The following is a 14,195-nucleotide window of genomic DNA, read 5'->3' on the forward strand; positions in this document are numbered from 1 at the left end:
AATTARAGAGCTGCCAGAAGGAACCATTAAAAAGGTTGCTGATATGGGTTCAGGTAAAGGTTATTTAACTTTTGCGCTTTACGATTATCTTCATTCGGTTTTAAAGCTCGAAACTGAAGTTATAGGCGTGGAATATAGGCAGGATATGGTTAATTTGTGTAATCAGGTTACGGTTAAATCTGCTTTCGATAAATTAAACTTTGTTCAGGGAACGATTGAGGATTACAAGGCTGATGATGTGAATCTCTTAATTGCGTTACATGCCTGCGACACCGCTACAGACGATGCCATTTTTAAAGGGATTAAAGCCAATGCCGAACTGATTGTTGTTGCGCCTTGTTGCCACAAACAGATCCGTAGAGAGATTGAGCAACATAAAGTAAAAAATGATGTTTCGTTTTTAACTAAATATGGCATCTTTTTAGAACGCCAGGCCGAAATGGTTACCGATGGAATCCGTGCCCTGATCTTAGAATATTTCGGATATAAAACCAAAGTTTTCGAATTCATCTCGGATGCACATACACCTAAAAATGTGCTTGTGGTGGGGGTAAAGGGCAAGGAGCATGGAACAGAGAAGAAAGCAGATATTTTACAGAAAATTAAAGCAAGTAAGGAATACTTTGGAATTGGCTATCATCATTTAGAAAGATTGTTGGAATTATAGATTTTCTAATGCGGTCGTCATGCTGAATTTATTTCAGCATCTATCCTACATCTAGAAAAAATAGGGCGTTATCGATCAGTGAGACGCAGGCCCGATAAGATCAATCCCTCTTGCAAACTAGGTCGTGAAACAAGTTCAGGGTGACGACAGCTAAATATATATCCAAAGCAGCACAGGTTTTTTCCTGGTTTTGAGCAACGCATCAATCTTTCGCATGGTACCGTTTGACAAAACGGGGCAGCCAGCACTTTGTCCGAATAAAGTTTGGGGATAAATTTCCTGGTTGGGAACTGGCGTGTAGGAATGTAAAACCACAATCCGTTTAAAAGCATTATTATTCGTTTTTTCTAAACCGTACATTTTATAATGCACATTAATCCCCCAATTGCTGTATGAGCGGCCTTTAACTTTGTATTTGCCTAAAGAGGTGCAATAACTTCCTTCTTTGTTGCTGAAAACCGGTTTTGTTGGCGTACTGCCGCCTCCAACACCATGGGAACAAAGACCTTCGATGGTGATCTCTTTTTGTTTAAAATCGTAAACAAAAATTCTGTTTTTGCCGGAATGGATACTCATATCAATCATAATGGCGATTGAAGTATCCATCTTATTTTTCTGGCAGAAGGCCAATGCTTCCTTAATTCTGTCTGCACTTACGTAGTGATTAGCCCTGGGTTTAAAACCGAACAACGTAAACAAGATAAGAAGAGCGGATAGCTTATGCATATTATGTTGATGGCGCTAGGAACTTACTATGTAGGTTGGTGCGACACCAACCAATAGAATGGAACTTACAGATGCAATAAAATCAGTGCTATTAAAGCTGGAATCGACTGTACGTAAAGAATTTTTTTACTTGCTGTGGCTGCACCATAAATACCAGCGATAATGACACAGGTTAAAAAGAATATGGCCACATAAAATTTCCAGTGATGATCGGTTATGCATAACGACCAAATTAAACCTGCTGCTAAAAAGCCATTGTATAATCCCTGGTTTGCTGCCAGTGTTTTTGTCGGCACAAATAAATCTTTTGGGATGGTTTTAAATACTTTCGGTGCCTTGGTGGTCCAGGCGAACATTTCTAACCAAAGGATATAGATGTGGATGAAGGCCACTAAGCCGATTAGGATTTGTGCTGCTAATTGCATTATAGATTGGATTATACAGATTTAAATGATTGCACCGATTGATTGTAATTTAAAGATATAAAACTTTGAGGGCATTTAGATGATCACTCATTATTTCTGCTTGTGTTTTATCACCGAAGCGCAAAAAATGCTGTTCAATAAACCCGATAATAGCGGGCACGAGTGAAACGAAGTAAAGCGATTAGCGGGACTGCTGCCTCCGAAGTACTGCTGACTTTCATTTTCAAATCATTTTAAGGAATTTGTCTTTCAGCTTATTCTGTCATGCTGTCAGTAAACTATAGTCTCTTTTTTTACATTTTATCAGTCTTTTACCAGTATTATCTGCCAAAACCCAATTGGCACAAGCATTGTTTAATAGGAGTAGAAATTATAATACTTTAAAAAGAGAAAATACAAATACAATGGGAAAAATTATTGGAATAGACTTAGGAACAACAAACTCTTGCGTGAGCGTAATGGAGGGCAACGAGCCTGTAGTTATCGCAAACAGTGAGGGTAAACGTACTACACCGTCTATTGTTGCTTTTGCAGAAAACGGTGAGCGTAAGGTTGGCGAGCCTGCTAAACGTCAGGCTATAACCAACCCAACAAAAACGATATATTCGATTAAACGCTTTATGGGTAACAGCTACGACGAAAGTGCGAAAGAAGCTGGACGTGTACCATATAAAGTAGTTAAAGGTGATAACAATACACCACGTGTTGAAATCGACGACAGAAAATATACTCCACAAGAGATTTCTGCAATGATTTTACAGAAGATGAAAAAAACTGCTGAAGATTTCTTGGGTCAGGAAGTAACTGAAGCGGTAATTACTGTACCAGCTTATTTTAACGATGCACAACGTCAGGCTACTAAAGAAGCAGGCGAGATTGCAGGTTTAACTGTAAAACGTATCATTAACGAACCTACTGCAGCTGCTTTAGCTTATGGTTTGGATAAAGCACACAAAGACATGAAAATTGTTGTTTTTGACTGTGGTGGTGGTACGCATGACGTTTCTGTTTTAGAATTRGGTGATGGTGTTTTCGAAGTAAAATCTACTGATGGTGATACACACTTAGGTGGTGATGACTTTGACCACATTATTATTGATTGGTTAACTAGCGAATTCAAAGCTGAAAACAGCATGGATTTAGCTAAAGACCCAATGGCTTTACAACGTTTAAAAGAAGCTGCTGAGAAAGCTAAAATTGAGTTATCGAGCACAACTTCTACTGAAATTAACTTACCATACATTACTGCTGATGCTAGCGGCCCTAAACACTTAGTACGTACCTTAACCCGTGCTAAATTTGAGCAATTGGCTGATAGTTTGATCAAACGTACTATCGATCCTTGTAAATCTGCTTTGAAAAATGCTGGTTTAAGCACAAGCGATATCGACGAAATTATCCTGGTAGGTGGATCTACACGTATCCCTGCTATTCAGGAAGCGGTTAAAGCTTTCTTCGGTAAAGAGCCAAGTAAAGGTGTTAACCCTGATGAGGTTGTGGCAATCGGTGCTGCTATTCAAGGTGGTGTGTTAACTGGTGATGTTAAAGATGTATTGTTATTAGACGTTACGCCTTTATCATTAGGTATCGAAACTATGGGTGGTGTAATGACTAAATTAATCGAGTCTAACACAACTATCCCAACTAAAAAATCGGAAACTTTCTCAACTGCAGCTGATAACCAACCTTCGGTAGAGATCCACATTTTACAAGGCGAGCGTCCAATGGCTGCTCAGAACCGTACAATTGGCCGTTTCATTTTAGATGGTATTCCACCAGCACCTCGTGGTGTGCCTCAGGTAGAAGTATCGTTTGATATTGATGCCAACGGTATCTTACACGTTAGTGCTAAAGATAAAGCTACCGGCAAAGAGCAAAAAATCCGTATCGAAGCATCTTCAGGTTTAACTGATGCTGAGATCAAAAAAATGAAAGAAGAAGCTGAAGCTAATGCAGCAGACGATGCTAAGCAGAAAGAAGAAGCTGATAAAATCAATGGAGCTGATGCTTTAATCTTCTCAACTGAGAAACAATTAAAAGAGTTTGGTGATAAATTATCTGCTGATAAAAAAGCACCGATCGAAGCTGGTTTAGAGAAATTAAAAGCAGCGCACGGTTCTCGTAACTTTGCAGATATCGATGCAGCACAAGCTGAATTGCAAAATGCATGGAACGCAGCATCTGAGGAAATGTACAAAGCTGGTGAGCAACCTCAGGGTGGCGAACAAGCACAAGCTGATGGTCAGCCTCAAGGTGGTGGCGATAACGTTACCGATGTTGATTTTGAAGAAGTAAAAGAAGACGATAAGAAATAATAGTCTTGAGTCTGAATTCCTGAGGCGTAAGTCTTAGGAGGATAAAATAAAAGCGTTTCTGATTGAGTTCAGGAGCGCTTTTTTGTTTTCTGTCATTCTGAGGAGAACGAAGAATCTGTTTCATAAGTTGCTTGATGCTTTTCAAAATAATGCCTTGTACTTTTTTGAAAACGATCGGTTCAGTGCTTTTCGGAAAAGCAGACCCGCCATTCGCTAATCCGATGCTAATTTAGTGCCGATTTATCGGTAAAGGATCGGAACCGCTGCTGTCGGGTTTAGGAACGGAGTTTAGTACTTTTGGATGGGTTTGAATAGTGATGAGGCTAGCTTATGCGTTCCTTAAATGCCTGGTATGGTTAAATATTGGCATATTGTTTAATTTCTTTTGCTTAACGCAGAAACCATCCTTTCTGTTATAAAACTGTAGAATAAAGAATTTATTCCTAGACCGAGAAAAAATGTTACAACTCCAATTAAATCACTTTCTGTGTCTTGCTTTTGGCTTTTCATGATATTCCAAGTCGTTTGCTTTGCCAAAAAATCTATTCAATAAAGCAATTGCCGGCCAAATTAACATCGGTGTAAATCTGCTTAACATATTCATACTGTTTGTGCTCGGCAAAAGTAGGTCGATTAGGATACCCAACAAAAATATGGCTGGTACAATCAATGTTCTCCAACGAGCCAACTGACGGGTTTTTAAATCGTCAAATCCATCAGAAATACGACCTTTATGCTTAATAATGTAAGTCAACATTCTATAATTGAGAAAGCCAGTTAGCGCTACATTTAAGGAATAAAACCAAAAAGGGAGGCTATATGTGGTATTGTCGCTATAATAAGCTGAACTAAAGGGCATAAGGATAATCGAAAATAGAAAGAAGAAATTCAGCCAGATTAATTTATCATCGTAATCTTTAATAAAAGAAAACATGCGGTGATGAGAGCGCCAGTAAATCGCAACAACAAAAAAGCTGATAATAAATCCAACAAATTTGGGAAYTAAATTTAACAACTGATCGACCATTTCAGTAAAAACCATATTTTTGTGGATTTCTGGAGCCTTAATTTCTATAATTAAGAGCGTAATGGCGATTGCAAAAACAGCATCAGTAAAAAGAATCATTCGTTCAATCTGAAATTCTTTCTTTAATTCACCATGTTCTGACATAAAATCTAAATTAAATTCTGTTCAATAATATCCTGTAATTCTTTTTCGTTTGCAGCAATTTCTTGCAATAGTTTAAACTGATTCTTGGTCCGGTCTAAATTTTGTGTGGGGTAACTGATAGGATAGTACTTGTTACCACTCAAATAATCAGTTAAGAAGCGCAGGGCTTGCATATAAATCATGTATTTGCCTGAGAATAAGATGAGTTCTTTTTCTGTTTCTGTCAAAATACTTTTCATTTCGGATAAGTAACCCTTTATTGTGGCCTCAAAGTAAGGTAAGCGTATCTTAATCTTATCTAAATCAGTTTCATTTTCAGAGAAGGCACAAAGATAAGTGCGCATCATATCGCCTAAGTCGGAAATAAACTTGCCAGGCATAATGGTATCTAAATCGATTACGCAAATACCCTCGTAAGTCTTATTATCTAATAAAACATTGCTGATTTTGGTGTCGTGGTGCAATACACGATCAGGGAAATCAGTTCTGTGCGAGTATGAGGTATAATAATCTAAGATATATTTATGTGCTAAAGCATCTTCAATTTGTGCTTTTGCTTCATCTTTTAGCGTTTCTGTTGCCTGACTTAATGCCAAAGTAAACTGTTCATATCTTAAACCTAAATCGTGGAAACCCGGGATAGTAGGCTGAAGTGTTTTTGCATCAAAATCATCTAATAATCTACTCAGTTTGCCAAATTGTTTTGCAGCTTCATATGCTTGCTTAGGATCGGCTAAAACGTCTAACGAGACGGTATTTGGCACGAAAGGAAGCATCCGCCAATATTCATGATGAATGTGCGCCATTTCTTCACTGTTTGTGGTAGAAACAGGCTTAATAAAAAGATATTCAGGGCAAGTGAAGGTGAGGTAATCGGCAATAGACCTCAGGTTGCTGGCAATGGCCTGGGGCGATTTAAAAACCGAAGTGTTTATGTTTTGAAGAATGTATTTCTTCTTTTCGGATAGGGGCGAAAGCAAATAAGTACGGTTAATTAAACCCGTACCTATTTGTGTAATTTGTATATTTTCTTTAGCGTATCCGTAGGCTTTTAAAACTTCGGAATCTAAATTTAGTTCCATAGTTTTTCTGGATATGTTCCGTTTTTAACCAATTGGTCAATACAATCCTGAACATACGGTTTATCTTCTTTATAAGTTACACCAAACCATTTGTTCGAGGTTGGTACAACTTTAAAGCTTGCTATATTACTTTTTACCAGGTTTTCGCCTATTAATGGGATAAAAAACTCAGCTTTTGGTTTATCTTTGTTTGCTTCTGCAAATTCTCTGAACAGATCTTCCGTAATTTTGAAAACCGCTGGTGTAAATCCCCAGAAATTCATTGAAACCGGAGTCTCATAGCTTAATGGAAATTCTTCACCGTTTTCTTCGTAAAAAATATTACCATCTTTAGGGTAAACTTTTGTACGTTCTACAATTTCTTCCAGATCGCCAGCAGCATCTACTTTGCAAACACCTCGCGAAACAGCACCAAATTCTGATAAGGTTTTGCCAACCTCATAACCGATAATAGCATAGTTGCTGTCTGTTACTTCTGTAGTTAAGAAATCGACCATTTTCTTAAAAGCATCAAAACCGTAGTAATCATCAGCGTTAATTACACAAAATGGTTCTTTAATTGCGTTTCTGCCTGAAAGGATTGCATGTGCTGTACCCCAGGGTTTTTCTCTATAAATTTCCTCTTGGATGCCAAATTGTTTTAAATCGAAATTTTGAAAAACATATTCTGTTTCAATTCTTCCCTCAAGTTTAGGTTCGAAAATGGCTTTGAACTCTTTTACAAACTCTTCTTTTATAATAAATACAACTTTGCCAAAGCCAGCGTTAATGGCATCATAAATTGAATAATCAATAATGGTTTCGCCATTTGGGCCAAAGCCATCAATCTGTTTCATACTTCCGTAACGGCTAGCCATTCCTGCAGCCAATATTAATAGGGTGGGTTTCATCTATGTTTATTATTTTTATTTGTAGGAGCCATGATAGTTAAAATAATTATTTAATCATGCCTGCCTCGTATTGCGAAATAGTAATAGGCATATAAATTATATCAAAAATGGCCATGTCTTTTATATTTGGTTTAGGTATTCAAATAGCTTCTTTAAATCGCTATCGTTTTTTAAATCAATTTTTTCTTTTTTCAAATACTCGTTTAATTCTTGCACTTTGGAAGGGAATAAAGCTAAAATTGTTTTCTTCGTGGGTGTAATTTTTGCAAATTTACCATCTTTGAGTATGAAATAGCCATTTGTTGTATTAAAAGTTTTATTGGTAACCGCAGAGCCGTATTGTTTGCTTTCAACAATCCTTTTATTCGTCTTTTTAAATAATGAAGTCGGCCCTGAAAAGATAACTTCAAAATAAGACGCATTATTAAAATGATCTACTGCCGGCAATCCATTAATGTACTTATCTGATATATTTAAATCGGGATTTAAAAGTTCAAATGCTGTAACTGGTTCTGCGAAATACATCAAATTGCCGTTCTCATGTTTGAAAATTAGCTTATCATCCATTACATTATACTTTAAAGGCATATCTGCATAATGTTTCCCCGATTTAGTGGTTACTTTTCCTTTAACCCAGTAATCAAATAAATAAGGAGAGCCTGTTACATCTTCGTACTTTATTTCTCTTAATTGGGTGCCCTGGACTTCTGCAAATGGAGTAAGTGCATATTGACTATAAGCGTTTAATGAAATAAGTGAGAGAACTAAAAATAGATATTTCATAGTTAAGTTTTTAAAATCCAAAAAGTCCACCACCGGTTTTTGAGCGTGTTTTCTTTCCTGTAAGCATGCCAAAAATACCGCGAACAATTTCTTTACCAATCTGGCGTGTTATTGTTGCGCCCATTACCTGTTCAACAAGGCTCTTTTCGCCCGGTTTAGGCTTGCTTTCTTGCTCGGCCTGTTTCTGAGCCTCAACTTCCTGCTTTTCCTGTTCTGCTGCTGCAGTTTGCTCATTAATGCGTTTAGTTAAAATGTCATAAGCACTTTCAGGATCGATAGGGTCTTTATATTTAGTATACTTCGAACTGGCATGAACAAGCTGATCGAAATCAGCAGCGGTAAGTGGTCCCATTACAGCCCTTGGTGGGGTAAGCATGGTAGCAGATACCTCCGTTGGTATGCCTTTTTCATTTAATACCGTAACCAAAGCTTGTCCAGTACCCAGTGAGGTTAATATTTTATCGATCTCGTAGAAATCTGATTTTGGATAGGTATTAACTGTTTTTTTCAAAGCATCTACATCATTAGGCGTAAATGCTCTTAATGCATGTTGTACGCGGTTACCCAGTTGCCCTAAAACACTTTCAGGCACATCGGTAGGCGCCTGGGTACAGAAGAAAACGCCAATTCCTTTTGAACGGATTAACCTGATAATGGTTTCAATCTGCTCTAAAAATGCTTTCGAAGAATTTTTGAACAATAAATGTGCTTCATCAAAAAAGAAGATCAGTTTTGGTTTGTCTAAATCGCCAACTTCGGGCATGGTATTAAATAACTCAGCCAGTAAGCTTAATAAAAATGTAGAATATAATACGGGCTGATTTTGAACATCTGCAATATTTAACAAACTGATGGTTCCTTTGCCATCAACACGCTCGAAAAGATCTTCTATATCAAAAGATTTTTCGCCAAACATACCCGCTAATCCTTGCTGCTCTATGGCGACGATTTTTCTTAATATTGTACCGGAAGTAGCGGTAGAAATGGTGCCATAACTACTTTTTATTTCGGCGGCTCCCGCACCTTCTGATAAATAAGAAACTAGTTTCTTTAAATCATTTAAGTCGATAATCGGCATTTTGTTATCGTCGGCATATTTGAATATTACCGCCATAACGCCTGACTGGGTATCATTTAAATCTAATACTTTCGATAAAAGCGTTGGCCCAAATTCTAATACCGTTGCCCGCATCTGAGAACCCATTTTACCCGAAAGGGAGTAAATTTCAATGGGAAAGCCAGATGGAGAAAAAGGTTTGTTGAGCTGTTGTGTTCTTTCTTCTATTTTTGGATTAACGGAGCCGGGCTGGTTTAATCCTGATAAATCGCCTTTAACATCCAACATAAAAACAGGAACGCTGGCATCTGACAGTTGTTCTGCCAGTAACTGTAGGGTCCGTGTTTTACCTGTTCCGGTTGCTCCGGCAATTAAACCATGTCTATTCATCATTTTTAACGACAAATTAACCTCAGCTTCGCTGTAAACCTGACCGTCTAAAATTCCGGCGCCTAAATAAATGTACGAGCCCGTAGGGGCATAGGATGATTTTATTTTTTCGATGAATTTTGAAGAAAGATCGCTCATTTTTTTAAATTAGATTGCCAATTTAAGAAAGATATCTTAAAAAGATTGTGTTTTTGTTTCCACTTTTAATGCAAAATACTGCACAAACGGTTGTTTAATGGTGTTGGCTAAGCTGCTTATAATAATTTAGTTCGTTCTGAAGTGCGGTTATTTCTTCCTGCATATTTTGCAATTGATTAAGCAGATGCGAAACAGCATGAATGCCCTCTAAGTTGATTTCCAGATCATGCGCTAGACGAAGATACTGCTCCAATTTGGTCAATTCATCAACTGGCAAAAAGAGCGATTGCTTTTTAACAGTAGTGTGGATCAGGCCAAAATCTTCAAGCGATTGGATAAAGTTGATCTCTACGTGGTGGTAAGCACAGATGTCTTCTACAGGTATTAAATTGGTTCCCATAATGGTTAGAATTTGGAAAGTTTTTCGAATAGTTCTTTTTGTTCGACATTTAGATTGGTAGGTAATTTTACCTGCCACTTGATATATAAATCGCCAAACTGATTTTCTTTTTTATAAATGGGAAACCCTTTTCCTTTTAAACGCAAAGTAGCATCGGGCTGTGTTCCCTCTGGCACTTTAAGTTTGACCTTGCCGTTTAATGTTTCTACAATTTTTTCGCCACCTAAAATGGCGGTATATAGGTCTATTTCTTCCTGGAGGTAGATGTCGTTCCCCTTTCGTTTAAATTTAGGATGATCTGTGATGTTGAATTTGATATATAAATCTCCCGGAGGGCCATTGTTAACTCCTGGTGCACCRTAACCTGGTAGTTTAATTTTCTGCCCATTTTCTACACCCGCCGGAATGGTAATGCGTACTTGTTTACCGTTTACGGTTAAGGTCTGTTTGTGCGTTGCATACGCATCGAGTAGATTCAATTGCAAATCGGCATTGTAATCCTGGCCTTTAAAAGGGGAATTTCTACTGCTTCTGCCCCCGCCGCCGCCAAACATCGAAGAAAAGAAATCAGAAAAATCTTCGCCTCCAAAACCTCCTGAATAGCTATTACCGCCATATCCTCCACCTTGCGACTGGTATTGCCTTTGCTGCTGTTGCTGCGCATCTAGCTGATCGGCATGTTGCCAATCTTTACCATACTTGTCATATTTCTTACGCTTTTCCGGATCACTTAAAACTTCGTTTGCCTCGTTTATTTGCTGAAATTTTTTATTGGCTTCCTCATTGTTGGGATTAAGATCGGGGTGGTGCTTTCGGGCTAATTTTCTATAAGCTTTTTTTATATCCTCAGTTGTTGCATCTTTTTTTAAATCGAGGATTTTATAATAGTCTATGTAGTCCATAATGGCTTAACAAATAAGTAAAAGTAATGTTCAATTTTATTGTATAAATGTAGGTTTTATAATGGTGTATTTCAATGGGGGATTGTCTTAACCAGGGTAGTTTGTTAATCGTTTGAGATACTTTACCATTAAGAAATTAAGAACATTTAGATTTTTGGAAGTGCAGTCAGCTGTTGCCAGCTGACTTTAAAGGATGATTGATTGAGTGCCGAATAGAAATATCTGACACCACGAAAAAAACTAAACAAAAAAAGCGCCCCATATAGAGGCACTTTAATCGATAAAGGTAGAGAGAGATTTATTTTTTGTTTTTTACATATTTTTCTAACCATTGGTCTTGCTCCCAAAGCATGTGAAGCAAGTTTTCTTTGCCGCGGTAGCTGTGTGCTTCATAAGGTAAAAATACAAAACGGGTAGTACAGCCGGCACCTTTAATCGCATTGAACAAACGTTCGCTATTAATAGGGAAAGTACCTGGGTTATCGTCAGAATCACCGTGGATTAACAATATAGGAGTTTTAATTTTATCTGCATAACTGAACGGGCTCATTTCGTAATACAACTGCGGTACCTGCCAATAGGTACGCTCTTCGTTTTGAAAACCAAAGGGCGTAAGTGTCCGGTTATAAGCTCCGCTGCGGGCAATACCTGCAGCAAAGAGATTAGTGTGGGCCAATAAGTTTGCGGTCATAAATGCGCCATAACTATGTCCTCCAACGGCCATCCGTTTTTTATCACCAACGCCTAAGTCGGCCAGTTTATTAATAGCAGCTTCGGCATTGAGCTGTAATTGATCTACAAAGGTATCGTTAGGTTTTTTACCATCTTTGGCAACAATTGGCATTTCTGCGTTATCTAATACTGCATAACCATGGGTTACCCAGAAAATGGGGGAGGCCCAGCTAATTGTAGTAAATTTGTCTTTCGATCCACGGATCTGTGCCGCATCTGCTGCGGAGTTAAACTCGCGTGGGTAAGCCCAGATTAATGAAGGTAATGGACCATCTTTGTCTTTGTTGTAACCTTTAGGTAAATACAGATCGCCTGTTAAATCTACACCATCGGCACGTTTGTAAGAAATTTTCTGTTTGGTAATGCCTTCTAAAGATGGATATGGATTAGTGAAATTAGTAATTGGTTGATCGGCGATGCGAAGCATCAGGTTTTTAATAAAGTAGTTAGGTACTAATTTTTGACTCTCTTTACGGGTAAGCAAAACCAGTTTGTCAGGATTAATTACATCGCTTACATATTCGAAGGTTCCTTCGGCGCTGCGCCAGATAATCTCATTCTTTTTAGTGGTTAAATCGAATTTGGCTAAGAAAGGTAAGTCTCCTTTTTCTGATGAACCTACTATATTGTTCATTAGCAGTTTAGTGCCATTGTCAACCGTTTTAATTACCTGTCGGCCATATTTGTTTTTCGTAGTAACCGGAGAACCTGGGTTGCCATAAGCATCTGTTTGGTTACGGCTGTACAATTCTTCTACTTCGCCTGTTGTAGGGTTGTAACGGGTCACTTTATTGGTTTGTTTGCTACGTAAACCTTCCATAATCAGGGCAAGGTTGGCATCACCCCATTGTACGCCACGGTAACGGGCCTGCGTTTTAAATAATTCTTTTTCTGTGCCGGTAAAAGGTGCGCTTAGCGCATAAACTGCATCATGAAAGGGAACATCTTTTTTAATTAAACCGCTATCCAATGGCTTGCTCCAAACCAGTGTAGCAGGTTCATCATCCCTCCAATCGAAACCACGCGGTACGTTTTGCGTATTGTCGTAACCAGATGGTGTACCCTCGGATGAAGGCAGTTCAGCAATAACCTTAATGGTTTTACCGGTTAAATCGGTAATGGTTACTGTTGATGGAAAACCGTTTGCAGTAACCAAATAAGAAAAAGGTTTGCGTATAGTTTCGATCATCAGGTAATTTTTATCAGGCGATAAACTTGTCGAACCATAAATAGCTGGTTTTCCAATGGCCGTTTCTACACCTGCTGTATTTTTTACCAATTGCGAGGTTGCAAAAAACTCGAACAATTGTTCGTCAAAAGGTGATTTAATTAAATCCTGAAAAGTGGCGCTAGGTGCAGCTTTACCTAAATTTTGCTGAATGGTTGGCCCTTTTGGTATCAATGGTTTTGTAGGTGCAGCACTTGCTGGTTTAGTTACCGTACGGTAGATAATGGTCTTATCATTTAACCAGGTAAGGCCACTCCCTAAAACCACATTTAAAAAAGCCTTATTGGTTTTGACTGCTTTTTTTGTAGCCAGATCAATAATATAAAGATCTACGCCTTTTTGAGTGGTATGGGTAAAGGCAATTTTGTTTTCTGATGGGTTCCAGCTAATGTTGCTGGCATATAATGGCGTTGGCAATCCTGAAACCTGAAACGTTTGGTTGGATTTGATGTTTTTTAAACTGAAGTTGTTAATGTAGGTTTGTCTGCTCGGCGAGTAATTATTTGGGTTTAATCTTAAGCCCGCAATTCTATATTCGGGCAAGGCCAGTTCTTCGACCGAAGGATAGGAGTTGCGCTCACTAAACAAGATCCATTCTGCTTTGCCATCAATACTTACACCAGGTGTTGGTTTGGCAAGTAATAAATCGGCAATTTCTTTTGGAGGTGTTTGGTAGCTTACTGCATCTTGTGCGGCTGAATTAAGCGAAACACAAGCGCCCGCTATCAATAAATAGAGGTGTAGTTTTTTAATCATTTCCAGTTTTTTGTTCGAAATAAGGAATAATCAAATATTGTAAAATTTAACTTATTATCGCGTAACTTCTTATTTACATCATGATGTGAATGCTTTCTTTCATTCTCAAGGCACTGAATCTTTTTAATAAATGACCTTCTTAATGTCTTTAAGTTCTCACTAATAATAATGTTTTAACCATTGAGGAGTTAAGGTTATGCGTGCGGGAATCTTTTAGCCGCAAAAACAAACACCTGGTAATATAGGAATAAAGATCCTTCGCTGCGCTCAGGATGACAAATAGATATACCTTTGGCAAAAGAAAAGCGCTCTTATTCAACGGTAGCTCCAGCTCCATCATACATTTTCCATCTTTAAGGATATAAACTTTTTACCCGTTCTACAGAATTGGTAATCATTTCTTTTAAAACCGCAATATCGATGTCGCTCATTTTTTTTAGGTAAATACAAGCTTTCGCTGTTTTGTGTTTGCCAAATTTAGCCAGTAGTTCTTCACGGTCTTTAAATTGCGATGATAGGTATAAAGCTATGGC

At 38.0% G+C, this 14,195-nt stretch carries 13 protein-coding genes; 2 read left to right on the forward strand and 11 right to left on the reverse strand.

Annotated features, from left to right (window positions below):
- The coding region (locus AC1DND_RS03490) for a class I SAM-dependent methyltransferase (protein WP_477579149.1) at nucleotides 1–667 on the forward strand (667 nt) is incomplete at its 5' end.
- 150 nt (nucleotides 668–817) lie between these two features.
- Here the strand turns inward: AC1DND_RS03490 and AC1DND_RS03495 are convergent.
- Together AC1DND_RS03495 and AC1DND_RS03500 are read right to left on the reverse strand one after the other, a co-directional pair.
- A complete protein-coding gene (locus tag AC1DND_RS03495; protein WP_477579150.1) occupies nucleotides 818–1,393 on the reverse strand; it encodes a murein L,D-transpeptidase catalytic domain-containing protein in 576 nt (191 codons plus the stop codon).
- A gap of 65 nt (nucleotides 1,394–1,458) precedes the next feature.
- On the reverse strand, nucleotides 1,459–1,818 hold the full coding sequence (locus AC1DND_RS03500) for a DUF1304 domain-containing protein (RefSeq protein ID WP_477579152.1): 360 nt from the start codon (nucleotides 1,816–1,818) through the stop codon (nucleotides 1,459–1,461).
- Between the two features lie 404 nt (nucleotides 1,819–2,222).
- Here AC1DND_RS03500 and dnaK point away from each other — a divergent pair, with 404 nt between their 5' ends.
- On the forward strand, nucleotides 2,223–4,133 hold the full coding sequence (dnaK, locus tag AC1DND_RS03505) for a molecular chaperone DnaK (protein ID WP_477579153.1): 1,911 nt from the start codon (nucleotides 2,223–2,225) through the stop codon (nucleotides 4,131–4,133).
- 478 nt (nucleotides 4,134–4,611) lie between these two features.
- On the opposite strand, the gene AC1DND_RS03510 is transcribed toward dnaK, so the two are convergent.
- The 9 genes from AC1DND_RS03510 to AC1DND_RS03550 all read right to left on the reverse strand — a co-directional run.
- Complete coding sequence (locus tag AC1DND_RS03510; protein ID WP_477579155.1) at nucleotides 4,612–5,304, reverse strand: TMEM175 family protein; 693 nt, start codon at nucleotides 5,302–5,304, stop codon at nucleotides 4,612–4,614.
- A gap of 5 nt (nucleotides 5,305–5,309) precedes the next feature.
- Nucleotides 5,310–6,386: a phosphotransferase enzyme family protein gene (locus tag AC1DND_RS03515; RefSeq protein ID WP_477579156.1), complete on the reverse strand. Its 1,077-nt coding sequence runs from the start codon at nucleotides 6,384–6,386 to the stop codon at nucleotides 5,310–5,312.
- A complete protein-coding gene (locus AC1DND_RS03520; RefSeq protein ID WP_477579158.1) occupies nucleotides 6,377–7,276 on the reverse strand; it encodes a nucleotidyltransferase family protein in 900 nt (299 codons plus the stop codon). The genes AC1DND_RS03515 and AC1DND_RS03520 overlap by 10 nt, the downstream gene beginning before the upstream one ends.
- Before the next feature lie 120 nt (nucleotides 7,277–7,396).
- Complete coding sequence (locus tag AC1DND_RS03525) at nucleotides 7,397–8,059, reverse strand: hypothetical protein (protein ID WP_477579160.1); 663 nt, start codon at nucleotides 8,057–8,059, stop codon at nucleotides 7,397–7,399.
- A gap of 10 nt (nucleotides 8,060–8,069) precedes the next feature.
- Nucleotides 8,070–9,644 (reverse strand): helicase HerA-like domain-containing protein, encoded by a 1,575-nt coding sequence (locus AC1DND_RS03530; RefSeq protein WP_477579162.1) that lies wholly within the window; start codon nucleotides 9,642–9,644, stop codon nucleotides 8,070–8,072.
- A 94-nt stretch (nucleotides 9,645–9,738) separates the two neighbouring features.
- Nucleotides 9,739–10,044 (reverse strand): chaperone modulator CbpM, encoded by a 306-nt coding sequence (locus AC1DND_RS03535; protein WP_477579163.1) that lies wholly within the window; start codon nucleotides 10,042–10,044, stop codon nucleotides 9,739–9,741.
- A 5-nt stretch (nucleotides 10,045–10,049) separates the two neighbouring features.
- Nucleotides 10,050–10,946, reverse strand: a complete 897-nt coding sequence (locus tag AC1DND_RS03540) for a DnaJ C-terminal domain-containing protein (protein ID WP_477579165.1) — start codon at nucleotides 10,944–10,946, stop codon at nucleotides 10,050–10,052.
- A 298-nt stretch (nucleotides 10,947–11,244) separates the two neighbouring features.
- Entirely contained in the window at nucleotides 11,245–13,662 is a 2,418-nt protein-coding gene (locus AC1DND_RS03545) for an alpha/beta hydrolase family protein (RefSeq protein WP_477579166.1), read from the reverse strand.
- A gap of 353 nt (nucleotides 13,663–14,015) precedes the next feature.
- Nucleotides 14,016–14,195: DUF1801 domain-containing protein (locus AC1DND_RS03550; protein ID WP_477579168.1), on the reverse strand; the 180-nt coding region annotated here is incomplete at its 5' end.

Source organism: Pedobacter sp. 01N416 (assembly GCF_056399685.1).

What these genes read in the sequence shown, in the direction of transcription:
- AC1DND_RS03530 (WP_477579162.1), bottom strand. Translation starts at nt 9,644, where the DNA reads ATGAGCGATCTTTCTTCAAAATTCATCGAAAAAATAAAATCATCCTAT.
- AC1DND_RS03495 (WP_477579150.1), bottom strand. Translation starts at nt 1,393, where the DNA reads ATGCATAAGCTATCCGCTCTTCTTATCTTGTTTACGTTGTTCGGTTTT.
- AC1DND_RS03500 (WP_477579152.1), bottom strand. Translation starts at nt 1,818, where the DNA reads ATGCAATTAGCAGCACAAATCCTAATCGGCTTAGTGGCCTTCATCCAC.
- AC1DND_RS03515 (WP_477579156.1), bottom strand. Translation starts at nt 6,386, where the DNA reads ATGGAACTAAATTTAGATTCCGAAGTTTTAAAAGCCTACGGATACGCT.
- AC1DND_RS03535 (WP_477579163.1), bottom strand. Translation starts at nt 10,044, where the DNA reads ATGGGAACCAATTTAATACCTGTAGAAGACATCTGTGCTTACCACCAC.
- AC1DND_RS03525 (WP_477579160.1), bottom strand. Translation starts at nt 8,059, where the DNA reads ATGAAATATCTATTTTTAGTTCTCTCACTTATTTCATTAAACGCTTAT.
- AC1DND_RS03520 (WP_477579158.1), bottom strand. Translation starts at nt 7,276, where the DNA reads ATGAAACCCACCCTATTAATATTGGCTGCAGGAATGGCTAGCCGTTAC.
- AC1DND_RS03545 (WP_477579166.1), bottom strand. Translation starts at nt 13,662, where the DNA reads ATGATTAAAAAACTACACCTCTATTTATTGATAGCGGGCGCTTGTGTT.